The organism is Blastococcus sp. TF02A-26, assembly GCF_003319125.1.
Classification (GTDB): Bacteria; Actinomycetota; Actinomycetes; order Mycobacteriales; family Geodermatophilaceae; genus Trujillonella.
Genome location: NZ_QOHG01000016.1, coordinates 90,283 through 116,715, shown reverse-complemented (window position 1 = coordinate 116,715; position 26,433 = coordinate 90,283). Strand labels below are relative to the sequence as shown.

16 protein-coding genes and 2 tRNA genes are annotated in these 26,433 nt (G+C 69.5%); 11 read left to right on the top strand and 7 right to left on the bottom strand.

The window, feature by feature from the left end; all coding sequences use genetic code 11:
* Positions 1-629: 629 nt before the first annotated feature.
* Entirely contained in the window at positions 630-1,376 is a 747-nt protein-coding gene (locus DQ240_RS17475) for a DUF5343 domain-containing protein (RefSeq protein ID WP_113840894.1), read from the bottom strand.
* Between the two features lie 121 nt (positions 1,377-1,497).
* Between DQ240_RS17475 and DQ240_RS17470 the strand changes: the two genes are divergently transcribed.
* A complete protein-coding gene (locus DQ240_RS17470; RefSeq protein ID WP_113840893.1) occupies positions 1,498-1,710 on the top strand; it encodes a hypothetical protein in 213 nt (70 codons plus the stop codon).
* 209 nt (positions 1,711-1,919) lie between these two features.
* Here the strand turns inward: DQ240_RS17470 and DQ240_RS17465 are convergent, their stop codons facing one another.
* From DQ240_RS17465 to DQ240_RS17455, 3 genes are all read right to left on the bottom strand, one after another.
* Positions 1,920-2,732: a DUF3800 domain-containing protein gene (locus DQ240_RS17465; RefSeq protein ID WP_113840892.1), complete on the bottom strand. Its 813-nt coding sequence runs from the start codon at positions 2,730-2,732 to the stop codon at positions 1,920-1,922.
* A gap of 122 nt (positions 2,733-2,854) precedes the next feature.
* Complete coding sequence (gene mobF / locus DQ240_RS17460) at positions 2,855-8,350, bottom strand: MobF family relaxase (RefSeq protein WP_233498799.1); 5,496 nt, start codon at positions 8,348-8,350, stop codon at positions 2,855-2,857.
* A 428-nt stretch (positions 8,351-8,778) separates the two neighbouring features.
* The gene (locus DQ240_RS17455; protein WP_113840890.1) at positions 8,779-9,819 is read right to left on the bottom strand and encodes an IS110 family transposase; all 1,041 of its coding nucleotides are present in this window, start codon (positions 9,817-9,819) and stop codon (positions 8,779-8,781) included.
* A 628-nt stretch (positions 9,820-10,447) separates the two neighbouring features.
* Between DQ240_RS17455 and DQ240_RS17450 the strand changes: the two genes are divergently transcribed.
* The 3 genes from DQ240_RS17450 to DQ240_RS17440 all read left to right on the top strand — a co-directional run bounded on the left by DQ240_RS17450 (position 10,448) and on the right by DQ240_RS17440 (position 17,695).
* Entirely contained in the window at positions 10,448-11,056 is a 609-nt protein-coding gene (locus DQ240_RS17450; protein WP_147262017.1) for a hypothetical protein, read from the top strand.
* Complete coding sequence (locus tag DQ240_RS23145) at positions 11,056-12,492, top strand: hypothetical protein (RefSeq protein ID WP_147262016.1); 1,437 nt, start codon at positions 11,056-11,058, stop codon at positions 12,490-12,492. The genes DQ240_RS17450 and DQ240_RS23145 overlap by 1 nt, the downstream gene beginning before the upstream one ends.
* Positions 12,493-12,916: 424 nt before the next feature.
* Entirely contained in the window at positions 12,917-17,695 is a 4,779-nt protein-coding gene (locus DQ240_RS17440) for a type ISP restriction/modification enzyme (RefSeq protein WP_113840907.1), read from the top strand.
* Between the two features lie 308 nt (positions 17,696-18,003).
* On the opposite strand, the gene DQ240_RS17435 is transcribed toward DQ240_RS17440, so the two are convergent.
* Positions 18,004-18,077 (bottom strand) — tRNA-Gly (locus DQ240_RS17435).
* Positions 18,078-18,109: 32 nt separating this feature from the next.
* Positions 18,110-18,739: a class I SAM-dependent methyltransferase gene (locus DQ240_RS17430; protein WP_113840887.1), complete on the bottom strand. Its 630-nt coding sequence runs from the start codon at positions 18,737-18,739 to the stop codon at positions 18,110-18,112.
* A gap of 50 nt (positions 18,740-18,789) precedes the next feature.
* Here DQ240_RS17430 and DQ240_RS17425 point away from each other — a divergent pair.
* The 5 genes from DQ240_RS17425 (at position 18,790) to clpX (ending at position 23,566) form a co-directional block, all read left to right on the top strand.
* Positions 18,790-18,863 (top strand) — tRNA-Pro (locus DQ240_RS17425).
* Positions 18,864-18,970: 107 nt separating this feature from the next.
* The gene (tig, locus tag DQ240_RS17420) at positions 18,971-20,410 is read left to right on the top strand and encodes a trigger factor (protein ID WP_158548771.1); all 1,440 of its coding nucleotides are present in this window, start codon (positions 18,971-18,973) and stop codon (positions 20,408-20,410) included.
* A 324-nt stretch (positions 20,411-20,734) separates the two neighbouring features.
* Entirely contained in the window at positions 20,735-21,313 is a 579-nt protein-coding gene (locus DQ240_RS17415; protein ID WP_113840906.1) for an ATP-dependent Clp protease proteolytic subunit, read from the top strand.
* Between the two features lie 19 nt (positions 21,314-21,332).
* On the top strand, positions 21,333-21,968 hold the full coding sequence (locus tag DQ240_RS17410; RefSeq protein WP_113840885.1) for an ATP-dependent Clp protease proteolytic subunit: 636 nt from the start codon (positions 21,333-21,335) through the stop codon (positions 21,966-21,968).
* A gap of 329 nt (positions 21,969-22,297) precedes the next feature.
* Positions 22,298-23,566 carry an ATP-dependent Clp protease ATP-binding subunit ClpX gene (clpX, locus tag DQ240_RS17405; protein WP_113840884.1) on the top strand — a complete coding sequence of 423 codons (1,269 nt, stop codon included), beginning with the start codon at positions 22,298-22,300 and terminating at the stop codon, positions 23,564-23,566.
* A gap of 121 nt (positions 23,567-23,687) precedes the next feature.
* Here clpX and DQ240_RS23365 read toward each other — a convergent pair whose 3' ends face one another.
* Positions 23,688-24,155, bottom strand: a complete 468-nt coding sequence (locus tag DQ240_RS23365) for an endonuclease domain-containing protein (protein ID WP_158548769.1) — start codon at positions 24,153-24,155, stop codon at positions 23,688-23,690.
* Between the two features lie 735 nt (positions 24,156-24,890).
* Between DQ240_RS23365 and DQ240_RS23360 the strand changes: the two genes are divergently transcribed.
* Both DQ240_RS23360 and DQ240_RS17395 read left to right on the top strand, forming a co-directional pair.
* A complete protein-coding gene (locus tag DQ240_RS23360; RefSeq protein ID WP_158548767.1) occupies positions 24,891-25,493 on the top strand; it encodes a hypothetical protein in 603 nt (200 codons plus the stop codon).
* A gap of 24 nt (positions 25,494-25,517) precedes the next feature.
* Positions 25,518-26,432, top strand: coding sequence for an oxygenase MpaB family protein (locus tag DQ240_RS17395; RefSeq protein ID WP_113840882.1), 915 nt, complete (start codon positions 25,518-25,520; stop codon positions 26,430-26,432).
* Position 26,433: the final 1 nt, after the last annotated feature.

Here is a 26,433-nt window from a genome sequence, read left to right as displayed (position 1 = left end):
CCCCGACGACCGAGGACTCCGTGGAAAGCCGGGCAGACCGGCGACTTCCTCACGCCCCGGCACCACCGCGGCCACTCCGCCGGACCTCACCGGGCGCGCCCAGGTCCGTCGGTGGATCGAGGCTTAGTCGTGCCACCGCCGTCGACCGCGACAGCAGCGGGATCCGGCTGCTCCACTCGCCGCGACAGATCCCACCGTCCCGATAGCCGATCCCCGCACGGGACGTGCGCACAGAGGGATCGCGCTCCGGCTCTCGACTCGCACGTTGCTTGACGACCACTCCGCGCTGATGAACCACCTCGGCGCGATCGAGCGCAACCTCGCATCCGACCCCGCGGATGCACAGCCTTATCGCCCAGACGGGTAGACGGCGGCTGACCTACAAGCCACTGACGGACTAGGATCACCGGCGGACCGGACGGGTGGGATCGGACCCGCGGGGAGACCTTTCAAGGGGCGCTCCTGGCAACCATGCCCCGGCCCGTGCCGATGACCCGGCCAGGGTGTTGACCGCACCCCAGCCGGGCCACCGCTTGGCCCCCGCCGCTCCTCTCTAAAGGCGCTGGCGGCGGGGGCTCAGGCCCTCCTCATGACCATCTCCTTCGTCATGGCGATGCCGTCCACCCAGCTCATGGCTGGGGGTCCTCGGAGCCCTCGGCGTAGTCCGCGAGGGCGTCCACGATCTGGTAGAAGAAGTCCCGGTCTGCACCGCGCAGCGTCAGCGGGTTGACGCTGACAGAGAGCGTCATCGTGCCGCCGGTTCGAAGGGTCACCGCCTGCTTGTAGACGCCTGACCCATCGCGTTCGGCGGGGTCGTCATCAGGCTCCTGGAACGTCTCCCGGATAGGCGGCGACGCTGTCGCCGCGGCCGGCTTTTTGCGAGCGGGGCGCTTCTTCGGTACCCCGGGTCCCCCAGAGCCAGATCGGATCTGCGGGAAGTGATGACTGAACGGAAGGTCGGCAAGACGCAGCGCGTGCAGGAAGAAGGTCTCGCACTTCCGACGAGTCTCGGGCGATGAGAGGCCGAAGGAGTCACGGAAGCTGTCATGCAGAGCATTGCTGGTGGCGTTGGCCGCCGAGACGGCCAACTGCCGGGGGTAGAACTCCTCCACCATCTCGGCGAGCATCTTCTTCCGGTCGTCCTGGTCGCCGCTCGCGAACTGCTGGAGGCGACTAGTTACGGTGCCATCGGGCTCCATGAGTCCGAAGCTCACCAGTGCGCTCGTCAGGTTTGCCTGATCCGTGCCCGACTTGCCGCTCATCAACGAACGGTCGATGCGCGGCGGCAGCGGCTTGTTCGCTAGCTCCTCGGTGAACTTCCAGAAAGTCTGGAAGGACATGTACGGGGGCTTGAATTCCGGGCTCTGTGGCTCCACGCCGATGCCCCTTCCGGAAGGTCGCTGGCCGTCGCCGACAGTCTGCCATACCGATCTGCCGTAAGCGCGTCGTCGGAGGATTTTTCTTCACAGATCCTGTGGCAGGGCGGACCGTGGGGTTATGGCAATCGAGCGCGGCGACGTCCTGAAGGCGACGACAGCGGGCGGAGGCACCATCGAGTTGCGTGCGCTGGGCGCCCCGATGCAGGGGCGGGACTTCCCCGTGGTGTGGGTCTGCACCGAGGCGGAGTGGCGGCGGTCTCAGGCGGTTGGCGACGAGGCTGACGGTCTCCCGTGGCCCCTGGACGCTGTGCAGGAGTTGGCAACGGCGTGACCGAACGCCGCAATCGGGACGAGCGGGTCACCCTCACTGGCTTGACCCCGAGGAGGCGCTGGAGCACTGCTCGCGGTGCGGCCGGACGACGAGCTAGCCTCCAAGGACGCCAAGGGCTCAAACGACAAGAGACCGGCTCAGTCAGACGACTGAGCCGGTCTCCGTAAGTCACGGGCTGTTAGGCCAGGGGCCCACACCCGATGACGGCACTATATAGCGCCGGGTTGCCGTGGGGCAACGCCGCGCCGCGAGACTTTCCTCCGTGGGGGTGGAGGCGTCCAAGAGCCGTGCTCGTAGAGCGCGACACTGTGAGCGGCATTCCGCCAGCCGCTGAGGCAGCTCGTTGCTCCTAGGCGCTGTCGGACGTGGGCGGCCAACTGACCCTTAGGGGAGGTCGGCGAGGCAAAGCCGAGAGCGGCGCGGAACTCGAACGCCACGGCCGACGTGAGGATGTCGGCCATCTGTAAGCCGTCGGCCGCCTTGGAGTCGAGTCGGCACACAGATGTTACGGCCAGCCGGGCGAGGCGGCGGTTCACGCTTCGCTTCAGTTCCTCCTCGAACAGGATCGTGTCGGGTGTCGAGTAGTTGTCGGCCAGGATCGACACCAACTCGCCGTCGGGGTGGATCGCCCCTGTGACCAGTTGCTCCGCCAGCTTCCCGTAGGCGCCCCATGCCGAACCGAAACGTTCGATGGGGTCGGCTTCGTGCCTGTCGGCGATGAAGCACCAGAACTCCGTCAAGCCGGGTTGTAACGCGACGTCCACGATCGACTTCATCATCGGAAGGACCTTCACGGTCACGTCCGAGAACTTGAACTCCTTGTACCAGTGGTAGCGGTCGCGCTCCTTCTGGAGAGCTCGTAACAGGCGCGACGGCTCGGGAGCCTTGAGGAGCCCGACCCCGAAGATCTGATCCTTTGGGATCGCACCGCTCTCATCGAGGAAGGCGGTGGCGCAGCGGTGATCCTGTTTGAGGACGCCTGCCTCCCCGGCACGTCCGCCAGGTCCTCGCCCGCCACTCACCGCCGCACACTATCTCGCCCGTGCCCGTGTCTTACGTACTCACATGATCACTGACGGTGTGGTCAGTCGGGTCACACATCGCCCTCATCTCGGCGTCAGTGGATGTCTCGGATGACGAACCATTACCGGAGGAGATGCAGGTCGGGCGGGCTGCCCTGCGCCGCCTGTCGCGCATGGGCCGTCTGTATGGAGTCTTCGCTTCGGGGCGTCGAGCGGGACGTCCGTTGAGGTCCGGCCGTGCTCCTACGAGGCGCCGAGGTGTGTGGGTCGGCGTCGACCACAGCCCTGTGGACGCTGCCGGGCGGCAGGCCGAGGGCCTCGGTGACCCTGTCGATGCGTGCCAGCCACCGACTGGGTGGCAGAGCGACGATAATGGCGGCCAAGTGACGCACCGTCGCCTGCAGTTCCGACGTGCTGCAGTCGCGCGAGGCCGGGGTGAGGCGCGCGTCGAGCAGGATGTCGGCGAGGCTGCGTGAGGAGCCGATGGCTCTCCGCAGCCCTGTGGCGCCGTCACGGTGAACGAGGTCGGCGGGATCGAGCCCTTCGGGTAGGGCAAGGCGGCGCGGGTCGTCGCCGCGGCTGGTGAGCTGCCAGTAGATGCGCTCGGCGGCCTGTTGACCGGCCGGGTCGTTGTCGGTGGCCACGAGGATGCCGGGACCGTCGTCGCGGATGTAGTGGCCGAGGAGGTCGGCTTGTCGGTCGGTGAGCGCGGTACCGAGGGTGGCGACGCCGACCGTGTGTCCGGCACCGGCCAGGGTGAGGGCGATCGCGTCCAGTGGTCCCTCGACGAGGGCTGAGGTGGCTCCGCCGGTGAGCGCGACTCGGGTCTCGTGGAGCCCGAACAGGTGCTCGCCCTTGCGGTAGAGGTCGGTGCCCGGGGTGTTGAGGTATTTGGGTCCGGCGCGTCCGTCGTCGGCTGCGGTGGGGTTGCGGCGGGCGATGAAGCCGACGATGGCGCCGTCGGCGTCATGGATCGGGAAGGTGAGCCGGTCGCGGAACCGGTCGATCAGTGTTCCGGTGCGGGCGTGCTGGGCGAGGCCGGCGGCGACCAGTTCGGTGTCGGTGGCGCCGAGGCCACGCAGTGAATCCACGAGCGTGGTCCAGCCGGCGGGGGCGTAGCCGGGGGTGAAGCGAGGATCGGCGGTGAGGTCGGTGCCCAGCCGGTCGTGCAGGTAGCCCGGTGCCCAGGCGTCGGAGTAGTGGTCGGTGAAGAAGGCGGCGGCCTGGGTGTTGAGCTCGATGAGCCGGTCGCGGCCGACGACGGCGGTGGCCCAGAAGTGCTGCTCGAGCAGGTAGTCCGCGTCGTCGGCGGCATCGAGCGCGCTGGTGAGGGTGAACGGGTCCGGCGTGAGGTACCGCGGCGGCGCCGCCGGGGGAGGGGTGTCGTAGTCGGGGTCGAACGGCGCGTCCTCGTCGCCGCGCGGCACGTCCGCCGGGTCGGTGGCGGTCGTGGGGGCGGGCACGGGCGGCAGCAGGTGCGCGTCGTCGGGTGGCTGCAGATCGGCGGGCAGGGGTTCCGGGTGATGCACGGGGGCTGGGTCGGTGAGGGCGGCAATCCGGAAGACCAGCGCCTCGGCCAGTCCGGCCGCGTCGCCGGTCACCGCGGGTGGCAGCCCGGCGAATGCGGCGGTGAGCAGGTCGGCGGGGGACCAGCCGGTGCGGAGGCCGGTAGTGACGGCGGCGACCAGCGCGGGCCACGCGGGGTCGGCCAGTACACGCCGGGCCTGCTCATCGGGCAGCCGGCCCACCAGGGTGGGGCACCAGTCCGGGCGCGGTCTGGTCGCGCCCGGCGCCGCGGGAACGGTGGCCGGGGCGACGTGGGGGGCCAGCCGCCACCACAGGGCCGCGGCGGGTAGGTCGTCGGGCAGGGGACGCTGTGCGGCGACGGCGGCGAGCATGCCGGCGGCATCGAGACCGGCGCGGTCCGCGGCGGCCAGCCGGTCGGCGAGGACCGGCCAGTGCTCGTCGCGTCGGATGCGGGGTTCGATGCTGTCGGCGAGCGCCGCCCACACCGAGCTGTCCCGGGCGGGAGCGGCGGCGGTCACCGCCTCGTCCAGTCGCGTCTGGGATCGGCGTTCCGCAGCTGGCCGCCGGGAAGGTCCGGTGGGGCGCCGGTCGCTGTCGGGAACGGCGAGTGCTGCGCGCCAGACGGCGAGGTCGGCCCGCAGTCCCTCGTGGTCGAGGCCCAGCAGGCGCTGGGCCCAGACCGGCGCAGTGGCCGCGGTCATCTCGGTCGCGGCGGAGGCGACCCGTGCCCCGCAGGCGGTGACGTGGTCGGCGCGGGCGGTCAGGTAGGGCCCCCACCGCGAATCGTCGGCCAGGGCCGCCGGGATGCCGGGCAGCCACGGCAGCGGGCCGGCGGGGCCGAACTCGGGCAGCCGTTGGTCGAGGACGGCAGCGGGGTCGTTCGCCGTATTCAGTTCCCGCGCCTCGACCGTCGTCCTCAGGACGGCGACAGGGTCGGCGCCGGTGAGCGCGAGCAGCGCCAGGTGTCCGCGCAGCGCCGGCCACGCCGACGCACAGGTCAGCCCGGCGTGCATCCGCTCAGCCGCGTTCTCCAGTTCTTCTGCAGTCGTGGCATCCAGGCGGTGGTCAGCGGCGACCCGTAGCGCGTCGGCGTACCGGAGGGCGGCGGCGTGCAGCTGCTCGGCCGGGTCGGCCAGCGCCCGGCGGGCGCCGGCCGCGGACGTCTGGGCGCCGTCACGGGCCAGCATGCCGGCCAGCAGGTCAGTGGCGGTGGGCGGTGACACGGCGGCGGGGGTGACGATGCTGTGCGGATCGCCATCGCCGACGGTGGCCACGTACAGGTGGTTGGCGACGCGCCCGCGGGAGAGCGCGACGTAGAGCAGCTGTCGCGACTCGCCGCCGGTGAGCACGGTGTGGCAGACGTCGGCGGTGACGCCCTGGGCGCCGTGCACCGTGGTCGCGTAGCCGAGCTGCACGTGCTCGGCGACGTAGCCCGCCGGCAGGGTGATCCGCCGTCCGGTGCCGGTGTGGACGACGTCGAGTGCGCCGTCCCGGCCGACGCCCTGGACGGTGAAGCGGTCACCGTTCTTCACCCACTCGGTGGCGGTGATCGGTAGCCGCCGGTTGTTGGCGCGGGTGATGACCGGGTCCCCGGTGCCGGCGCGGGTGCCGTCGGCCAGCTCGACCTCTGCGCCCGGGGAGGAGGCAGCGCCTGCCAGCCGGTCGGCCTGCGCCCGCTGGTTCAGCTGTGTGACCAGGTCCCGCGTGGCGGCCAGCAGCAGTGCGTCCATGCCGCGGGCGGAGTCGGCCGCCCAGGCGGCGTAGGCCTGCTCGGCGCAGGCGGCCAGGTCCCCGACGTGCACCCGGCCGGAGTCGAGGTAGAAGCCCAGCCCGAGGGTGTCGCCGTCCCGGACGGCGACGGTGGCCGCGGCCTCGGCCGCGTCGGTGAAGCGCACCAACTGGGTGAGGGTGACAGCGCCGTGGGTGGCGGCGATCTCGGCCAGCACGCCGCCAGCGGCAACCGAGGTCAACTGCTGATGATCGCCGGCCAGCCGCACCGACCCGCCTCGCCCCAAGACGTACTCGACCGCGCGGGCCAGCTCCCGAGTGCCGGCCATGCCGGCCTCATCGACGACCACAAGCGTGGACGGGCCGATGCCGGCCATCCAGTCGGGTGCCTGCTCGGCGTCGAGGCACCAGATGAGCTTGGCCAGCGTGTCGCACGGAGCCTTCAAGGAGTCGCGCAGCCCGGCGGTGGCCACGGCCGACGGCGCCAGGCCGAGCACCTTCCCGCCGCCGGCGGTCCAGGCGCGGGCCAGGGTCGCCAGCGCGGTCGTTTTGCCCGCGCCGGCCGGGGCGAGGGCCAACTGCACCCGGGCGCCGCTACCGGCCAGCTCGCGCACCAGCTGCGCCTGGCCGGGATTGAGATCGGCGCCATTGGCGGCGGCTTCCAGCAGCGCGAGCTCCACGGTGGCCGGATCGGCGCGTCGTCCGTCGCTGCGGCCGGCGGCTCCCATGAGTAGTGCCTCGGCGTCCAGCACGGCCTTGCTGGTGTAGAGCCGGGCACCGGCGACGGTGTAGACGCTGGCCCCGTCCGAGCGGCGCAGCTCCGGCGGCTCGACCACCGGCTCCGACTCACCAAGCGGAACAGACAGAGCGAGGGAGAGCGCCCCCTCGGTGACCCGGGTGACCGCGACGTCAACGTCGTCCGGTGCCAGTGCGGCGCCGCGCACCAATCGCTCGGCCTCGGCGCGCACGTGCCAGACCTGCCAGGTGGCCCGCGCCTCCGAGACGGTGCTCAGCACCCGGACGGCGGCCGACCGGACCCAAGCCCCGGTAACCCCCGGGCGCGGGGACCCTCGCGCGCCCAGTACGCGACCGAGCATCCGGGTGATGCGGTCGGGCCCGCCGAGGACGGCGGCGGCCTCTCGCCGCCAGGCGGCCCGCTGCTCGGTGAGCGAGCGCGGCTCGTGCTTGGGGCCGCGTGTCTCCAGCGTGGCCTGCTGCGCCAGTGCGATCGCCTCCACCGCCGTCGGCGGCCGGCCGTGGTCGCGCTGGAAGTCGCCGGCCAGCACCGCGCGGCGGGCGTCGATGTCCCGACGCCGCGACGACCACGCCGTCAGGAGGGCGGCCTCCATGCCGACGATCTCGCGCACCGTCCGCCGTCCCGGGGTGGCGCCAGGACGGTCGGCGAACCGGAGCCTCAAGCGGGTGACGAGGTGGGCCTCTAGCCGGGTGTCGTAGCGCTCGGAGGCGGCGACGGCGGCCTTGTGCAGCACCCGCCCGTCCAGAGCCCGCCAGTGCCCGTCGCGGGTCTGCACCTTGTTGCTCACCGCCACATGGCTGTGCAGATCGGGATCGCCGGCGCGGGAGTCGCGGTGAGTGAACACCGCGGCGATCAACCCGGTGGTCTCCACCTGCCGCACCCCGTCCGTCCCCAGCCGGGTGAAAGACGCGTTGGCTTCCAGCCAGGACAGGGCGTCGGCGACCGCGGCGGCGTGGGCGGCCTCGACCTGCTCGGCCACCTCCCGCGGCGCCAGAGCCCACAACGCCGACACCGACTTGACGGGGGAGAAGGTGAGGTCGTAGCCAGCCACCGCTGTCGTTGCCGGCCGCGACACCCGAGCGAGGAACCCCGACAGCTCGCGGGCATCGCGTGGCGCGCGGCCGTAGGCCTCGGCGAACATGACCCGGGCTAGGTCGCTGCGGATCCTCGCTCGGTCGCCGTCCGGGACCGGCGCTGTGGGCGGCTGCCCGCGGGCAGTATTGAACGCGGCGAACTCCTCTGAACAGCGGGCTCGGAAGCCGTCGGCTTGAGGAGTGAAGAGGTAGAAGGCCCGCCCTAAGGCTGCTGCCGCCCGCGCCTCCTGCGGCGCCTGTCCCCGGGCCAGGGCCTCCCTCTCGAGCCGCAGCGCGTCGGGATGCCGCCCCTCCCCGAAGAGCAACTTCATCTGGTCTTCGGCGACGGGCTGACCGGCGCTCACGCCGCTGAACCCGGCCAGGCCGTTGCCGGCCCACCTTCCAGGGGACTCCCCGCGCTGGGAGTAGTAATCACCCAGGCCCGTGTGACCCCGCTCCGTCGCGTCGAACGCTGCGACCTGCCGGGTGAGGTAGGTGTAGCCGTCCCCGGCCGTCAACTTGTGCAGCGTCATCACGGCCGCGGACCGTAGAAAGGCGGACTCCACTACGGCTGCCGCACTTCTCCAGTAGCCAGGTCCCGCGGAACTCCGGGATGGAGCCCCCGTCGCTCGCGTCGACGGCATCCCTCAGCCACGCCGATCCCTGGGCAGCACGCACGAGGCCACCCCTCACGAACTCCGCACCGCGACCTACCGCGGACGCCAGCGCCTTGTCAGCTACATGAGCTGTCCGCCTGTTGCTTGCCCGGCTGAGCGCCGGGACGGGCGACTGGCCGAAATGAGCTCCTATGTGTCAAGGCGGCTCGGGCGTAGCGTCCGAGTCGGCGGTGGGTGCGGTGGACTGACCGCAGCGAAGAGCAGGTCTGGGACTGGGAGCCTGTCGCGCAGCTGGCTTCGGCCGTAGAGACGCGTCCGTTTTGTCGCTGCCGCACTCACCGTCCTCAGCCGGTCATCACCGGCGGGGCGGTAGTCGCCAGGTCTTCGTGCAGGGTTCGGTAGACGACGTCGGAGAGGCGTCGTTTCAGGCAGCGCAGGGCTTCGCGGCCGGTCTTGCCTTCGGCGCGCTTGCGCAGGTAGTAGGCGCGTCCTTCGGTGTCGGCGCGGATTTGGGTGATCGCCATGGTGTAGAGCACCCGGTTGAGCTGTCGGTTACCGGAGCGGTTGAGCCGATGCCGGCTGGTTCGTCCGGAGGAGGCCGGGATCGGGGCGGTGCCGTTGGCGGCGGCGAAGGCGTGCCGGGAGCGGTAGCGGCGGATGTCGGCGACCTCGCCGAGGATCGTCGCGGCGCTGACCGGGCCCAGGCCGTAGAGGTCGGTCAGCCCGGTCTTCACCTGCTGGACCGCGTCGGTGATGAGGCCGTGGACCTCCTGGATTTCTGCAGTCAGCTCTGCCAGCCGGACCAACCGGCGGCGGGTCAGGGTCGCGCGGACGCTGGTGTCGCCGGCGAGCAGATCGGTGGCGGCGGCGATGAACGTCGGCGCGGTCAGTCGCGGCACCCGGTCCTGGTAGCCGGGCAGCAGGCCGTGCAGCTCGGCGTGGGTGCGGCTGGCCAGCGCGGTGCGCTCGGCGACCAGCTGGGCGCGGTAGTCGGCCAGCGCTCGCAGGTCAGCGGCTTGCCCGACGGCCAGGCGGACCGGGGGCAGGCCGGTCTCGCGGGCGGTGAGCCGGGCGATGGCGACCGCGTCGCCGGGGTCGGTCTTGCCGGCACCGGGCCGGCCCGAGCGTTCCCGAGCGGTCAGGCTCGGCGGCACCTCGACGACCTCCAGTCCGCCGACGAGCACCAGTCGAATGGCGGCGCCGCGGCCGTAGTTGCCCGAACCCTCGATGCCGACCCGGGCCACCGAGTGCTCCTTGACCAGTTCCTCGAGGGCGTCGAAGCCGGCCTCGGTGTTGGCCAGCTCGGTGACGAGCACCGAGCGGCCGGCGAGGTCGATGACGGCCACCGCGAGGGTGTCCTTGTGGGTGTCGATTCCGGCGAGCACGCGACTCCTTCCAGCGTTCGAGGAGCTCGCGAAAGCCGGTGTACGGGCGGAGCGCATGCATCTGCGGGCTGCCGCGGCCCGAGGCTCCTATCAGGCGTCAACCACCCGAACCCCGACAGACGTCACCGGCGGGCACTCATTGCGAAAGCCACTCAGGATCGCGACGGGCAGCAAGACGTCGAGCCTCGCCGGTGACGCCCGCGAGCACTCCGCCATCGGTGACGGAGCGGGGCCTATTACCGCAGATGCAAGACGTGTGTCGGTCCGTGACCTTGAGGCGGTTCGCGCTGGGCGCGTGTAGAGCGGACGGGCTCGCGATGAGCTACTGGCTGACGGTCGCATAGCGGTCCTGGGGGTGGCGGCGCTCGGGAGATGTCGATCCGCGGATGCAAGGCAGGTCATGCCCGAGGCCAGAACCCGTGCTCTTGGGTAACGCTGTCCCCATTGCCAGCCGGCCCGACATAGGACAGGACGCTGTCGGCCGACTGGCTCAACAGACACTGGCACGTCGCACAGGCGGCGCGCAGGCGCGGATTCGCGCAGGCGCCGACGGCAGCCGTGATCTTGACGGAACCGAGCCGACCGGGTGGCTGGCTGGCAGGTCAGCGGCGGCTGCTTAGATTCGCCCGTGACCGTCGGGGAGGACAACCATCGTAAGGGAGAGGACGGCACCCGTCGGGCTAGGCGATGGCTCGACGCCACCACACGGGTCGCCAAGTCCTGGACAAATGCGGACAGGGTGGCTGTGGGTCGCCTGTCCTTCGAGTGGCCCTACGGTGGCCAACCGTTTTCATTCGACCTCGGCGGCATCATGCGAGGCGACACCTTCGATAATCAGTTGTTCGTGGCGGAGTCAAAAATGTACGACAACGCCCGTGATCAAGGAACACATTACGATAAGTTTGTAGCGCAATGCTACGTCCTCAGTCGTGATCATCCCCGACTGGCCGACCACTACATGTACATCACGTGGTCTCCCTTTCGAGCCGACAACTGGTCGGATCAGCTCACGGAGAAGGCTGTCGTTGACGGCCTATTGAAACCCAAGAACCGCAAGAGAGTGTTCGACCTCGAGGGTGAGGACGAGGCTAGGGCGCTGATCGACACCGACGTGGTCAAGCAAGTTGCAGACAAACTTTGGTTAATCGTCCTCTCGGATAAGCAAGAAGAGCTTGTCGTGTCGAAGAAGCACCGCGGGTGGATCTTGCAGCGAGAGACTGAGGAGGAGGACGTTTAATGGAGAACGGCCTGCAGTCCACTTTGGCAAATCTCGACTCGGAAAATCCCGAACAGAACGTTGAAGCCATCAAGACGGCGGTAGTAAATTATCTTCGGGAGACCGACGAAAGTCTGACGATCGAGAAGACGCAATACTTCAATCATAGCTTTGCCCCAGATCTGGTCCTGCGGTGGACAGGGTCGTCAAGTGGTTCTCGTCAGGTGTTCATTCGGACGGATAGTCGAGAAATCTCCCTGATAGACGATCTGGGTTGGCTGGCTTCTGACGCGCCGCTACTGCTCCCTCTCGCCGAGCTGGTGTCGACGGATACGGATGATGGCGATGGCCCGCTGGAAGAACTGCTAAATGAGGCTGCGACAAGTCGAGATGCCATGGTGGCCACGCCTGGTTCTTTGACTGAACTGCGCTCTGGGCAACACGCTTCTGTGGTTGGTCGACTCTTCTCGCAGGCTGTCGTTCGAGGCGGCCGAGGCTTGCTCGATGAAGATCGAGCCCGTACCGCCAGTCGTACGGTGGAACTGGGCTATGAGGGTGCCCAGTCATCCGATGTGGACTCAACGCAGGCTGCTGTTCAGAGCATCGAAAATCTTGTCCGTCTTGGAGAAGCTACTGCAATCACCCGCCTACTACAGGCGGTCTGGATCGGCGGTGGCGGGTCCGAGTTTTCCTTCCCTGGGGCGACAGGGGTGGGTGGGCCGCTGACCGTTGACAGCCTGCAGTTTCTGCTTGATCTCGGCGAGGTCGGGGACGATGGGTTCTGGAGTCGAGTCGCTGCGCGGCTCGATCTCTCCGAACTCGTTCGACTCTCAGTGCCACCCGAGTCGCAGCGATTTCAGAGCCTTGTACAGCAGGCGCTTCCGCGACTCCGGGGGCGCGGCTTCGCCGTCACGGATGACGGAAACCCTTTCCTGGGCACCGATGAGTTGCGGTGGTATGCCCGCGAGGGATATCTGGGACTCCAGGCGCATGACTTCCGAGTCGGATTTGTCGCGGACACGGGTCAACTCAACGCTATAGGCCAAGCCCGTAACAGTGGCGGATTGGGCATCAGAGTGCTACTCGATCGTTTGAACGATCGGGATCTGACGTTCTCGGAGATGCGGTTCATCGCATCGTCTGGGGCTGCATTGGCGTTTCGTCCGGCCGAGCCGGCGAGGGCTTCCGGCGACACGCTATTGCTTGAGCTCACGGAGCCGCTTGAAAACAATGCCACTGCTGTTTCGGTCGCTATTCCCATGAGCAGTGGGCGCGAGATTATCTGCGATCTAAAGGAGTCTCGCGCTCAGGGTAGGACGGGTGCGAAGTTTCGTCTGCCCGAGATGCTGGAGTCCGCCCTCCCGCTAGTGCAGCCTCTCAGCGAGGAGCAGTTGCACTATCTGAGGGTCGACGGCGATGGCTTACTCGCAACCATCGACGACGATGTGGTCGATTAATTGGCTCATTCGATCGTGGTTGCAGTTGTCTTCAATTGATTTTGATTCGCGCTCGTTCGCCATCGTCCGGCAAAGCGGTAACCCAGCGCTCATCAGTCCTTTTCGCACTTCGGCGGACGTCGGTGAACGTCAGGCCGGCCTCGCGGTGTCGGGGTCCCGAGTTCCAGCCGGCAGCCCGTCTAATCAACTCGCGGTCGTGGACCGTCGTCGAGTGCGCCGTCCAATGCAGTAGGCACGTTAGGGAACCCGTCACCACGAGTTGCGGAGCCTCGGGTGCCTGACGCGTGACGGGGCTGGGGAGGTGGTCGTCGACCGTGGGGCAACGGCGGCGGACGAGGGCTCTGTCGATCTCGCGCGCTACGCCGGGAGGACTCGTCCGGACGGGCAACCCTGTCTGCGGGTTCTGTCGGGCAAGATACGAAGCGTGACGGGGACGATCCACGCTGTCCTGGACCGGCTGCGCAGCGAAGCGCTGGACGAGCGGGACAAGGGCAGCAAGTTCGAGCGACTGATTAGGGCCTACCTGACCTCCGACCCCGAGTGGAAGTCGCGGTTTTCCGACGTCTGGCTGTGGTCGGACTGGCCCGAGCGCGCCGGCCGGCCGGACACCGGCATCGACCTGGTCGCTGCGAACGCCGACGACGGCGGGCTCACCGCGATCCAGTGCAAGTTTTACGCACCGGGTCGCACGGTCGCCAAGGCCGACATCGACTCGTTCGTCTCCGCCTCCGCCTCCGCCCAGTTCACCAGGCGGATCGTGTTCGACACCGCGGCCGGCTGGTCGGCCAACGCCGAGGAGACGCTCGCCGGGGGCGTCGCTCAGCGCGTCGACATCGGGTATCTCGCCGACGCCGCCATCGACTGGGACCAGTTCTCCTGGACGACGCCGGAGGTCGTCGTCCCGACGGGCAAGAAGGCGCTGCGCCCGCACCAGCAGAAGGCGCTGGACGACGTTCGAGCCGGGCTCGCCGAGCACGACCGGGGCCAGCTGGTGATGGCCTGCGGCACCGGGAAGACCTTCACCAGCCTGCGGATCGCTGAGGACCTGGTGGGCGCGGGCGGCACCGTGCTGTTTCTCGTGCCGAGCATCCAGCTGCTGAGCCAGAGCCTGCGGGAGTGGATGGCCAACGCCGAGGTGGACATCGCGCCGTACGCAGTCTGCTCCGACGTCCGGGTCGGACGGCGCACGCCGTCCGACGACGCCGACCAGCTCCCGATCGACCTGACCGAGCCCGCCTCGACCGATCCGCAGACCTTGCTGACTCGCTTCGAGAAGGGCGAGCAGGCTCCCGGACGCATGCGGGTGGTCTTCTCCACCTACCAGTCGATCGACGTGGTGATCCAGGCCCAGGAGCGGGGTCTGCCGAGCTTCGACCTGGTCGTCTGCGACGAGGCCCACCGCACGACCGGCGTCACTCTGGCCGAGGGGGACGAGTCGACGTTCGTCCGGGTGCACGACGCCGACGCCCTCAAGGCGACCAAGCGGCTCTACATGACCGCGACCCCACGGGTGTTCGGCGACGAGGTCAAGCGCAAGGCGACCGAAGCCGACGCGGTGCTGGCCGACATGGGCGACGTCGAGGTCTTCGGCCCCGAGCTGCACAAGCTCGGGTTTGGGCAGGCGGTCGAGGCCGACCTGCTCACCGACTACAAGGTGCTGGTGCTGGCGGTCGACGAGAAGTACGTCGCGGAGAACTTCCAGCAGGCGATGGCCAACGCCGGAGAGATCCCCCTGGACCAGGCCGCGAAGCTCATCGGCTGCTGGAACGGACTGGCAAAGAACTTCGGACCGGCGACCATCGGCGATGGTGTGGTCGTCGATCGGACACCGATGCGGACGGCCGTGGCTTTCGCCCAGCACATCAGGGCGTCCAAGGCCGCGGCTGCAGCGTTCCCCGACCTCGCCGACCGGGCGCAGATCGACGCGCCCGAGGACCGGCCGCGACTGCGCATTCAAGCGGCGCACGTCGACGGCACGATGGGGGTACACGAGCGCAACACCCACCTGGCCTGGCTGAAGGAGACCCCGCAGGACGGCGTGTGCCGGGTGCTCACCAACGCCCGTTGCCTGTCCGAGGGCGTCGACGTGCCGGCGCTGGACGCCGTCCTTTTCCTCACCCCGCGTGGCTCGCAGGTGGACGTCGTGCAGTCCGTCGGCCGAGTGATGCGTAAGGCGCCCGGCAAGGAGCTCGGCTACATCGTGCTGCCGGTGGTGGTGCCCAGCGGCATCGCCCCGGAGGAGGCGCTGCGGGACAACGAGCGCTACAAGGTCGTCTGGCAGGTGCTGCAGGCGCTGCGCAGCCACGATGACCGCTTCCACGCGATGGTCAACCAGATCGAGCTGAACAAGCGAAAGCCCGACACCATCGAGGTCGTCACGATCACCGGCCCGACGGACGGCGACGGCGTGACCGTGCCCGACCCGGACCAGCCCACGCGGAAGACCACCGAGCAACTGCTCATGGAGTTCCCGGCGGACGAATTCCGGGACGCGATGTACGCGCGGATCGTGGCCAAGGTCGGCGAGCGCCGGTACTGGGAGACCTGGGCGAAGGACATCGCCGACATCGCCGCCGCGCACGTCACCCGGATCAAGGGCCTGCTCGCCAAGCCCGGACCGGCGGCCGACGAGTTCGAGCACTTCGTCGCCGGCCTGCGCGGGAATCTGAACGACTCGATCACCGATGACGCCGCGATCGACATGCTGGCCCAGCACCTGATCACCCGGCCGGTGTTCGAGGCGCTGTTCGCCCACTCCAGCTTCCTGGCCGGCAACCCGGTGGCTCGGACGATGGAGAACATGCTGGCGGTGCTCGATGCGCACGCTGTCGGCGTGGAGAACGAGACGCTCGAGGGCTTCTACGACACCGTGCGCAAGCGGGTGGCCGGGGTGGACAACGCGGCCGGCAAGCAGCGGGTGCTCGTCGAGCTCTACGACAAGTTCTTCGCAACCGCGTTCCCGAAGACGGTGGCGAAGCTCGGCATCGTCTACACGCCGGTGGAGATCGTCGACTTCATCCTCCGCTCGGCCGACGAGGTGCTGCGCGCCGAGTTCGGCCAGGGGCTTACCGATGAGGGCGTGCACGTGCTCGACCCGTTTACCGGCACCGGGACTTTCCTGGTGCGGCTGCTGCAGAGCGGGCTGATCGAGCCGCACGATCTGGCGCGGAAGTACGCCAACGAGCTGCACGCCAACGAGATTCTGCTGCTGGCCTACTACATCGCCGCGGCCAATATCGAGACGACGTTCGAGGATCTCGAGGGGACGCCGCAGCCGTTTCCCGGCCTGGTGCTCACCGACAGCTTCCAGTCGTGGGAAGACGGCGACCAGCAGGACATCGACGTCATGCCGGAGAACAACGAGCGGCTGGAACGGCAGAAGCAGTTGCCGATCCAGGTCATCATCGGCAATCCGCCCTATTCATCTGGGCAGGATTCCGCCAACGACGACAACGCGAACGAGAAGTACCCGACCCTGGACGCCGCGATTCGGGACACCTACGCCGCTCGGTCGACGGCGACTAACAAGAACTCGCTGTACGACTCGTACATCCGGGCCATCAAGTGGGCCACGCTGCGGATTCAGGACCGCGGCATCGTGGCGTTCGTGACCAACGGCGGGTTTCTGGACTCGAACACCGCTGACGGCATGCGCAAGACGCTCGCCGAAGAGTTCTCCGCGATTCACGTCTTCAACCTGCGTGGCAACCAGCGCACCTCGGGTGAGGATTCTCGGCGCGAGGGCGGCAAGGTCTTCGGCAGCGGCAGCCGGGCCACCGTGGCCATCACGATTCTGGTCAAGGAGCCGGCAGCGACTGGGCCGGCCAGCGTGCATTACACCGACGTCGGCGACTATCTCACCCGCGAGGAGAAGCTTGCCACGGTTGCAGAAGTCGGCAGCATCGGCAGCCTGACCCCGGTCGTCATCATCGCCAACGAGCACGGCGACTGGGTGCATCAGCGAACCGACGACTTCGACCGCTTTCTGCCCGTGGAGGACGTGTTCGCCGTCCAGTCGGGCGGCCTCAAGACGAACCGGGATCCCTGGTGCTACTCGTTCGGGCCACACGTGGTCGAAGCAAACATGCGGCGCCTTGTCAGCACCTACGAGGCTGACAGGGCCGCTGGGCGGTCCTCGTCCAATGCGACCCGCGACGACAAGCTGATCAGCTGGAACCGCAGTCTTCTGGCGGACCTCGACCGGCGGCGGGAGCGCCGCTTCGAAGAGGACCGAGTCGTGACCAGTGTGTATCGCCCATTCACCAAGCAAGCGGTCTACTTCAGTCGTGCATTGAACGACATGGTCTACCGCCTGTACGAGCTTTTCCCTGCTCCACAGGCGAGCAATCTCGGCATTTACCAGGTTGGGGCGGGCTCGGATGTCCCCTTCTCGGTACTCAGTCTCGACTGCCTACCGAACCTTCATGTCACAGGCGCAGGTAGTGGCGGCAAGTTCTTCGCGCGGTGGCGGTACGAGAAGGTCGACGAGTCGGGGATGTTCGACGTCCACCAGGGGGAGGTGGTCGACGGCTACCGGCGGATCGACAACATCACCGATGAGGCACTGGCCGCGTTCTCGGCGGCGTACCCAGACGAGTCGCTGAGCAAGGACGACATCTTCAACTATGTGTACGGGCTGCTGCACTCGCCGGAGTACCGGGAGACCTACGCCGCGGATCTGAAGAAGATGCTGCCCCGCATCCCGTTCGCTATGGACTTCCGCGCCTTCGTCGACGCGGGTAAGCAGTTGGCCGAGCTGCACCTGGGCTACGAGACCGTCGAGCCGTACCCGCTGGAGGGCCTCGACGTCCCCGGTCCCGGCGGCGAGGCGGACTACGCGTTCTTCGCTGTCCGGGACAAGAAGATGGCCGTCGGCAAGCCGACCGCGGAGCAGAAGGCCGCTGGGCTACGACACGATCGGTCGGTGATCCACTACAACGACCGGATTACCCTGCGCGGCATCCCAGAAGAGGCGTACCGGTACATGCTCGGCAGCCGGTCGGCGATCGAGTGGATCATCGACCGCTACTGGGTGAAGACCGACAAGGCGTCGGGCATCGTCAACGACCCCAACGACTGGTCCCGCGAAGTCGGCGATCCGCGCTACATCGTTGATCTGCTGGCACGCGTCGTCACAGTCTCCTTGGAGACGATCAGGGTGGTGGACTCGCTGCCCCCGCTTGATGTCCGCCACGACGCGTGAAAGACGCGGGACGGTCAGCCCGCGATCACGGTGCGCCGGCCGCTCTTGATGCGGCACAGGCCGGCCACGAGACAACGCTTGGCGGTCCATACGCAGCGTCGCTCGTGGGCTGGCGGCCCGTGCCCCTGCACCTGCACGAAGCTGCGCGACGTCGAGGTCATTCACGGCCGGGGCGTGCCTTATCCGTGCCTTAAGCACCGGCCAAAGCCGGTGATCAGCGGTCAGCAAGGGTCAGCACCGTTAAGGCACGGGAGCGGCGCACAGGCTGCGCTGAGCTGCGCAGACGGGCATACGAGCCGGTCAGGGCATGGAGCGGGTGACCGGGATCGAACCGGCATGGCCAGCTTGGAAGGCTGGGGCTCTACCATTGAGCTACACCCGCGAGGTGCCCGGTCAGCGTAACCGGTCCCGCGGTCAGCCCCGGACCGCCGTCCCGAGGACCTGCGGCCGGGTGGGGTTCAGGTTCACCGCGAGCTCCGGGAAGTCGAAGCGCTCCAGCCGCTCGATCGTGAAGCCGGCCGCCTCGATCGCGGCCAGAGTGTCCCGCCCCGTGTGACATCCGCCCGCGAGAAACGGCCACACCGTCGCGTCCAGCACCCGCTGCGTCCGCGCCAGTCCGCCGTCCCCGCGCACGTGCTCCCAGAACAGCAGCCGCCCGCCCGGCCGCAGCACCCGTCGCACCTCGGCGAGCGCCCGCGCCTGCGCTGGCACGCTGCACAGCACCAGCGACGCCACCACCACGTCGAACTCGCCGTCGCCGGCCGGCAGGGCAGAGGCCTCGCCGTCCACCACCCGAACCAGTACAGGAGAAGCAGCCGCAGCCGCCAGCGCACGCAACCGCGGCTCCGGCTCGACCGCCACCACCTCGCTCACCGAAGGCGGGTAGTGCCCGAAGTTGGTGCCGCTCCCGGCGCCGACCTCCAGCACCCGGCCGGAAGCAGGAGCAAGCAGCCGGTCCCGCAGTTCAGACGTCCCCTGGCGCTCCCCGGCAGCCGCCAGCCGCGGCCACAGCCGCGCGAACACCGGGTGGGACACCGTCGTCATCGGTTCCTCGGCTCTGAGCGGTCCGGCGAGCACCTAGACTCGGCCCGCCACGGGGTGTGGCGCAGCTTGGTAGCGCACCTGCTTTGGGAGCAGGGGGCCGCAGGTTCAAATCCTGTCACCCCGACCGCCACACCGGCCCAAGCCGCGACCTCTCTAGACTCGGGGGTCGACCGGCGTCGTCCGTCCTGCCCGACGCCCATCCTGACTGCGATTTCCGAGGAGCACTGCGCTGTGAAGAGCACCATCGAGGAACTGGGCCCCACGCGGGTCCGGCTGGCGATCGAGGTGCCCTGGGGGGACCTGGACCACGCGTTCGGCGAGGTCTACAAGGAGCTCCGCAACCAGGTGCGCATCCCCGGCTTCCGCCCCGGCAAGGTGCCCAACCGCATCATCGACCAGCGCGTCGGCCGCCCCGCCGTCCTCGAGCAGGTCGTCAACCACGCGATCCCCGAGGTCTACTCCGAGGTCGTCCGCGAGAACCAGGTCCGCGTCATCGGCCAGCCCGACGTCGAGGTGACCAAGCTCGAGGACAACCAGGTCCTCGAGTTCACCGCCGAGGTCGACGTCGCCCCCAAGCTGGAGCTGCCCGACCTGGGCGAGCTCACGGTGACCGTCGACGACGTCGAGGTCTCCGACGAGGACGTCGAGCAGCAGATCTCGGTCATGCGCGAGCGCTTCGCCATGCTGAACGCCGTCGAGCGCGCGGCCCAGGACGGCGACTTCGTCTCCATCGACCTCGAGGCCAAGCTCGACGGCGAGGTCCTGGAGGACGGCTCCACCAGCGGCATGTCCTACGAGGTCGGCTCCGGCCAGCTGATGGAGGGCCTCGACGACGCCGTCCGCGGGCTGTCCGTCGACGAGTCGAAGACCTTCGAGACCGCGCTGCTCAACGGCCCCGACGCCGGCAAGACCGCCGAGGTCACCGTGACCGTCCGCTCGGTCAAGGAGAAGGAGCTCCCCGAGCTCGACGACGAGTTCGCCACCACCGCGAGCGAGTTCGAGACGCTCGAGGAGCTGCGCGACGACGTCCGCACCCGCCTCTCCCGCACCAAGACGCTGCAGCAGGGCGCGCAGGCCCGCGACAAGCTGGTCGAGCACCTGCTCGAGACCGTCGAGGTGCCGATCCCGGAGAACCTGGTCGAGCGCGAGGTCGAGTGGCGCAACAACGCCATGGCCCAGGAGCTCCAGAAGGCCGGCATGGACTGGGACGCCTTCCTCGAGATGTCCGGGGTCGAGAGCCGTGAGGCCTACGACGCCGACCAGCGCAAGAACATCGAGGAGGCGGTCAAGACGCAGTTCGTCCTCGACGCGATCGCCGACGAGCGCGAGGTCACCGTCGACAACGACGACCTCTCCGCGCAGATCATGGCCCAGGCCCAGCGCAACCGGATGAGCCCGGAGCAGTACGCGCAGCAGCTGCAGCAGGGCGGCAACATCGCCGAGTTCGTGGCCGACGTCCGCCGCACCAAGACCCTCGCCCAGCTGCTCGAGCAGACGACGATCACCGACGAGTCCGGCAACGTCGTCGACCTCGAGGCCCTGCGCCCGAAGACGATCCAGGCCGACGCCGCCACCGAGGACGCCGACGCCTCGCCCGCCGACCTCGAGTCCGCGGACAGCGCCGACAGCTCCGAGAGCGCGGACAGCCCCGACGAGGACACCAAGGCCTGACGCGCCTGGAAGACGACGCCGTCCCGCCCCTGCGATCCGGGGGAGGGACGGCGTCGTTGCGTTTCCGGGCCGGGTAGGAGCGCTGCGCCCACGGCGAACACCCCTCCGGTCGGGACTCCTGCCCGCGGGCCGCGCGTTAGGGTCGACAGGACTCAGGCGAGCACCGGGGGAGACCCCTCCGGGCGGCGCGCCATCGGGCCCCGCACCACCTTCGAACCGTCCACTCCAGACCGACTGCCCGACCGTCCTACGGAGGTCACCACACCCGTGAGCACCCACTCGAACCCGGCGAGCGCCCCGCTGCTGCGCGGCGCCGGCGGGGGGATGAACCTCAACGACTCGGTCTACGAGCGCCTGCTGCGCGAGCGCATCATCTTCCTGGGCACCCAGGTCGACGACGTCATCGCCAACCAGCTCGCCGCGCAGATGCTGCTGCTGAGCGCCGAGGACCCGAAGAGCGACATCCACCTGTACATCAACTCGCCCGGCGGCTCGGTCAGCGCCGGCATGGCCATCTACGACACGATGCAGTTCATCGACTGCGACGTCGCGACCTACGGCATGGGCCTGGCCGCCTCGATGGGCCAGTTCCTCCTGACCGCGGGCACCAAGGGCAAGCGGTACGCCCTGCCCCACGCGCGGATCATGATGCACCAGCCCTCGGCCGGCGTCGGCGGCACCGCGGCCGACATCGCCATCCAGGCCGACCTGTTCCGCCGCACGAAGAAGGAGCTCAACGAGCTGCAGTCCTTCCACACGGGGCAGACCGTCGAGCAGATCGAGAAGGACTCCGACCGCGACCGGTGGTTCACCGCGGCCGAGGCCCTCGAGTACGGCTTCGTCGACCACGTCGTCAGCAAGGCCGCCATGACCGACAGCGCCAACCCGGTCACCGACAACTGAGCAGCGAGGACTGACGACCATGAGCGGTTTCCAGCTGCCCTCCAGCCGCTACATCCTCCCCTCCTTCGTGGAGCGGACGAGCTACGGCATGAAGGAGAGCAACCCCTACAACAAGCTCTTCGAGGAGCGGATCATCTTCCTCGGGGTGCAGATCGACGACGCCTCGGCCAACGACGTGATGGCCCAGCTCATCACGCTGGAGTCCACGGACCCCGACCGCGACATCACGATCTACATCAACTCGCCCGGTGGCTCGTTCACGTCGCTGATGGCCATCTACGACACGATGATGTTCGTCCGCCCGGACATCCAGACCGTCTGCATGGGCCAGGCCGCCTCCGCTGCCGCCGTCCTGCTCGCGGCCGGCACCCCGGGCAAGCGACTGGCGCTGCCGTACTCCCGCGTCCTGATCCACCAGCCCTCCGGCGAGGCCGGCGGCCAGGTGTCGGACCTGGAGATCCACGCGGCCGAGATCGAGCGGGTGCGCACGCAGATGGAGGAGATCCTCGCGCGGCACACCGGCCGGACGGCCGAGCAGGTCCGGCAGGACATCGACCGCGACAAGATCCTCACGGCCACCGAGGCCAAGGACTACGGGATCGTCGACCAGGTCATCCAGAGCCGGAAGCTCAACGCGCTGCCGGCCAGCAGCTGATCACCTCCTGAGTCGGTACGGGCCGAGGCGTCGCGTGTCGCGCCCTCGGCCCGTACCGTCTGAGGAGCCCCCTTCCGGGGGCGCAGTGCGCAGGGGGTCACCAGTGCCGAGTGGGACGACACCACCCGTGGGGCTCCGGCTCGGCGGGTGCGTCGGACGCCCCGGGCGTCGGGGGCGCCGGGTACCGTCGACGAGCGCCCGATCCCCGGCCGGCAGCGCCGGGAGGAGCACCTCGCGGAGCACTGGCAGCGGGGTCGAGCACGGGCAGTCCAGCAAGACAGCGGGTCCGCGGACCGACGGACCTTTTCCCCCGATCTGGAGGTCAGCAGGTGGCACGAATCGGTGAGAGCGGTGACCTGCTCAAGTGCTCGTTCTGCGGGAAGAGCCAGAAGCAGGTCAAGAAGCTCATCGCTGGCCCCGGGGTCTACATCTGCGACGAGTGCATCGACCTCTGCAACGAGATCATCGAGGAAGAGCTCTCGGAGTCGTCGGACCTCAAGTTCGACGAGCTGCCGAAGCCCAAGGAGATCCACGACTTCCTCGGCCAGTACGTCATCGGCCAGGAGACGGCGAAGCGCGCCCTCGCCGTCGCCGTCTACAACCACTACAAGCGGGTGCAGGCCGGCGGCGGCACCCGTGACGAGTCGGTGGAGCTGGCGAAGTCGAACATCCTGCTGATGGGTCCGACCGGGTGCGGCAAGACGCACCTGGCGCAGACCCTCGCGCGGATGCTCAACGTCCCGTTCGCGATCGCCGACGCCACGGCGCTGACCGAGGCCGGCTACGTCGGCGAGGACGTCGAGAACATCCTCCTCAAGCTCATCCAGGCCGCCGACTACGACGTCAAGCGCGCCGAGACCGGCATCATCTACATCGACGAGGTCGACAAGATCGCCCGCAAGAGCGAGAACCCGTCGATCACCCGCGACGTCTCCGGTGAGGGCGTGCAGCAGGCGCTGCTGAAGATCCTCGAGGGCACCACCGCCTCGGTGCCGCCGCAGGGCGGGCGCAAGCACCCGCACCAGGAGTTCATCCAGATCGACACCACGAACGTGCTGTTCATCGTGGGTGGCGCCTTCGCCGGGCTCGAGAAGGTCATCGAGCAGCGGGTCGGCAAGCAGGGCATCGGCTTCGGCTCCGAGATCACGAGCAAGCGCGAGCTCGACGAGTCGAACATGTTCAACGAGGTCATGCCCGAGGACCTGCTGAAGTTCGGGATGATCCCCGAGTTCATCGGCCGGCTCCCGGTGATCACCGCGGTGCAGAAGCTGGACCGCGAGGCGCTGATCAACATCCTCACCGAGCCGAAGAACGCCCTGGTGCGCCAGTACCGGCGGCTGTTCGAGCTCGACGGGGTGGACCTCGAGTTCTCCGACGACGCGCTCGAGGCGATCGCCGACCAGGCCATTCTCCGTGGCACCGGCGCCCGCGGGCTCCGCGCGATCATGGAGGAGGTGCTGCAGTCGGTGATGTACGAGGTCCCCAGCCGCGACGACGTCGCCTCCGTGGTGATCACCAAGGAGGTCGTGCTGGAGCACGTCAACCCGACGATCGTGCCCCGCAAGCCGACCCGCACTCCCCGCGAGAAGTCGGCCTAGCCGCTCTCGCTCCGCCTCGACGAGCCCGTCCCCGACCCCGGGGGCGGGCTCGTCGGCGTTCGTCACTCCTCGCCGCGAGCGTTGGCCCTGCACCGGCCACCACGTCGTCACGACTGGCTGCTCACGGGGCAACGCCCAGACGCTGCCGGTAGACAGCCGCGATCTGGGCGCGGCATCCCTCCGGGGCACGCGTCAGCCGACGGTAGCTGAAGCGGAGCACGAGCCAGCCGCGGGCGGCCAGGGCGACGTCCCGGGCGATGTCCGCCTCCCGCGCCTCCCGACTTCCGTGGAAGGCCGCGCCGTCCAGCTCGACGGCCAGCCGGACCTCGGGCCAGGCGACGTCGAGCTCGACCGGGCCGCCCGGGAGGCCGACGCGGTGTTGCTGCCTGTACCGAGGGAGACCGGGGACGTCGAGCACGTGCAGCACCCCGAAGACCTCGAGCTCGCTCTGGCAGCCCCCGCCGATGAGCCCGAGCAGCTCCACCAGCGCTGCCCGGCCGGGGAGTTCGGGCCGGGCGTCGAGCGCGGCACCCACGGCGGCGGCGGTGAGCCGCTTCTCGCGGGTGGCGCTGAGCAGGGCGCCGCGCACGACCGCATCGGTCCCTCGTAGCGCGTTCCTGCGGTTCGCGACGCCCCAAGCGTCGACCGGCGACCGCGCGAGCGATGTCACCGGGAGGCCGTCCGCCCGGACGACGCCGGGAGGCGTCTGGCTGCGGTGGACCCTCAGGTGCCGCGACCCCCGGACCCGTCGTCCGGTCGGCACCGTGACGTGCAGACGGGTCGGCCGGAAGTCGATCACGCGGTGCGCGGCGAGTGCGCTGAGGTGGCTGAGCGGTCCGCCCGCGTAACCGGTGGCGGCATGTGCGCGGACCGTCCAGTCCTCGGCCAGCTCCGGCACAGTCACCCAGCCCGGGTGGAGTTGCACCAGCCGCCCGACGGACAGCCAGCGTCCGACGCTGCGCTCACTGGCCGCAGCTGCGAGGGCGACTGTCGACGTCGTCCGTGCGGGCCCGAGCAGGCGGAGGAGGTCGTGCACCCGGGCAGCCTGCGTTGCTCGGCTCCGTCGTCGGTCGTCAGACACCGATCTGTGGACAACGGCGCGAGCGTTGTCCCCCGGGCGGCCACCAGCCAGGGACGAATGGCCGGCTGAGGGCCAACGCTGGCGAGCCGGAACCGGCCACCCAGGTAGAACGCTCGGCCCCAGGCGGTCCGCGAGGGGCGGGTGTGAAACCGGACCGGGAACGTCCCGAGCGCCGCCCCGGAGGCCGACCGCCCGGGCCCTAGCGTCCCGCGCGACCGCACGCCGGCGACGGAGGAGCCCCCGATGACCATCCAGCAGCAGTACGCGCCGCCCGCCACCGGGGCCCCGCCGCGGCGCAGTCTCGTGCCGTGGCTGGTCGCCGCACTGGTCCTGCTGGTCGCCGCGGTCGGCGTGATCGCCTTCCTGCTGCTCGAGGCCGACGACGACGGCCGCGCCACCACCGGCGACGAGCGCGTCCAGGCCGAGGAGCAGCTGGGCGACGTCGACGGCGACGCGGTCGTCCCGCCGGAGGCCGACGAGGAGCAGGTGCCCGACGACCACGGCGCCCCCTACACCGGCGACGGTGGCACCGTGCCCGGCTCGGTCGACCGGGCCGCCGCCTTCATGGACGACGTCGTCCTCGGCGACTTCCCCAGCGCGGTCGGCCACGGCGGCTCCGACTTCCAGGACCGCTACGGCCCCGACGAGACGCTGCTGGCCGACGACATCGCCGCCATCACCACCGCGCTGCCGGTGGACTACACGATCGACGCGGTGCAGTCCGACAGCGGCCACGACGCCGACGTCGTCACCCTGACCGTCGAGCTCCCCGACGGCAGCTACTCCGGTCTCGGCGTGTACGTCGCGGACGAGGACGGCATCGCGGTGGTCATCGGCTTCCAGTAGCCGCCGCGTGGCACATTCGGAGGAGTGCGCTCACTGACCCGGGTCCCCGAGCAGCTGCGGGAGACCTTCCGGGCCCGGGTCTCCGGTGACCCGAGCGGTGCGCCCGACTGGGTGCGCGACATCGCCCGCGTCGGCACCGGCCCGGGTTGGTTCGAGCCGGACGGCGTCGTCTGGCGGGTGCACGGCGACCTCTCGACCCTCGTCGGTGGGGTCGCGGCGCTGATGGGCCAGGGTGCGCACCCCCTCGCCCTGGCCGGCGTCCAACGGCACTCCGCCTACCGCGAGGACCCGTGGAAGCGGCTGGCCGGCACCGCCCGCTGGCTCGTGGTGAGCACCTTCGGCTCCGTCGAGCTCGCCGAGCGGGAGGCGGCCCGGGTCCGCGGCATGCACGCCCGCGTCCGGGGCCGGGTCCACGGCCGCCCGTACTCGGCGTCGGACCCGACGCTGCTGCGCTGGGTGCACCTGGCCTTCACCGACGCCTTCCTCGCGGCTCAGCTGACCGTGGGCAGCGACCTGAGCGGCCGGTTCGGCCCGGGCTGGCCCGACGCGTACGTGGCGGAGTGGGCCCGCGCGGCGCGGGAGCTCGGCGCCACCGACCTGCCGGCCACGCAGGCGGAGCTGGCCGAGGCGCTGGCCGCCCACCGCCCCGAGCTCCAGCCCGTGCCCGACCACCTGCGCGAGTTCCTGGCCGCCCCGCCCGGCCTCAGCGCGCCGGAGCGGCTGGTCTACCGGGGCCTCTCCGGCGCCGCTGCGTACGTCGTGTCACCGGCGATCGCCGGCTGCGCGGGCGTCCCTGGGCGGGGCCGTGGGGGCGCGGCCCAGCTCGCCGTCACCCGCGTCCAGCTGCGGGCGCTGCGGCTCGCGCTGGGCAGCTACAGCCCCTCGGAGGAGGCCGCGCGGTGGCGGCTGGGGATGGGCCCCGCCCCCGCGTGGCTGTAGG

Coding starts and splice junctions, on each gene's coding strand:
- DQ240_RS17415 (WP_113840906.1), top strand. CDS start 20,735: ATGAACCTCAACGACTCGGTCTACGAGCGCCTGCTGCGCGAGCGCATC.
- DQ240_RS23145 (WP_147262016.1), top strand. CDS start 11,056: ATGGAGAACGGCCTGCAGTCCACTTTGGCAAATCTCGACTCGGAAAAT.
- DQ240_RS17410 (WP_113840885.1), top strand. CDS start 21,333: ATGAGCGGTTTCCAGCTGCCCTCCAGCCGCTACATCCTCCCCTCCTTC.
- DQ240_RS23360 (WP_158548767.1), top strand. CDS start 24,891: ATGACCATCCAGCAGCAGTACGCGCCGCCCGCCACCGGGGCCCCGCCG.
- DQ240_RS17470 (WP_113840893.1), top strand. CDS start 1,498: ATGGCAATCGAGCGCGGCGACGTCCTGAAGGCGACGACAGCGGGCGGA.
- mobF (WP_233498799.1), bottom strand. CDS start 8,350: ATGACGCTGCACAAGTTGACGGCCGGGGACGGCTACACCTACCTCACC.
- DQ240_RS17430 (WP_113840887.1), bottom strand. CDS start 18,739: ATGACGACGGTGTCCCACCCGGTGTTCGCGCGGCTGTGGCCGCGGCTG.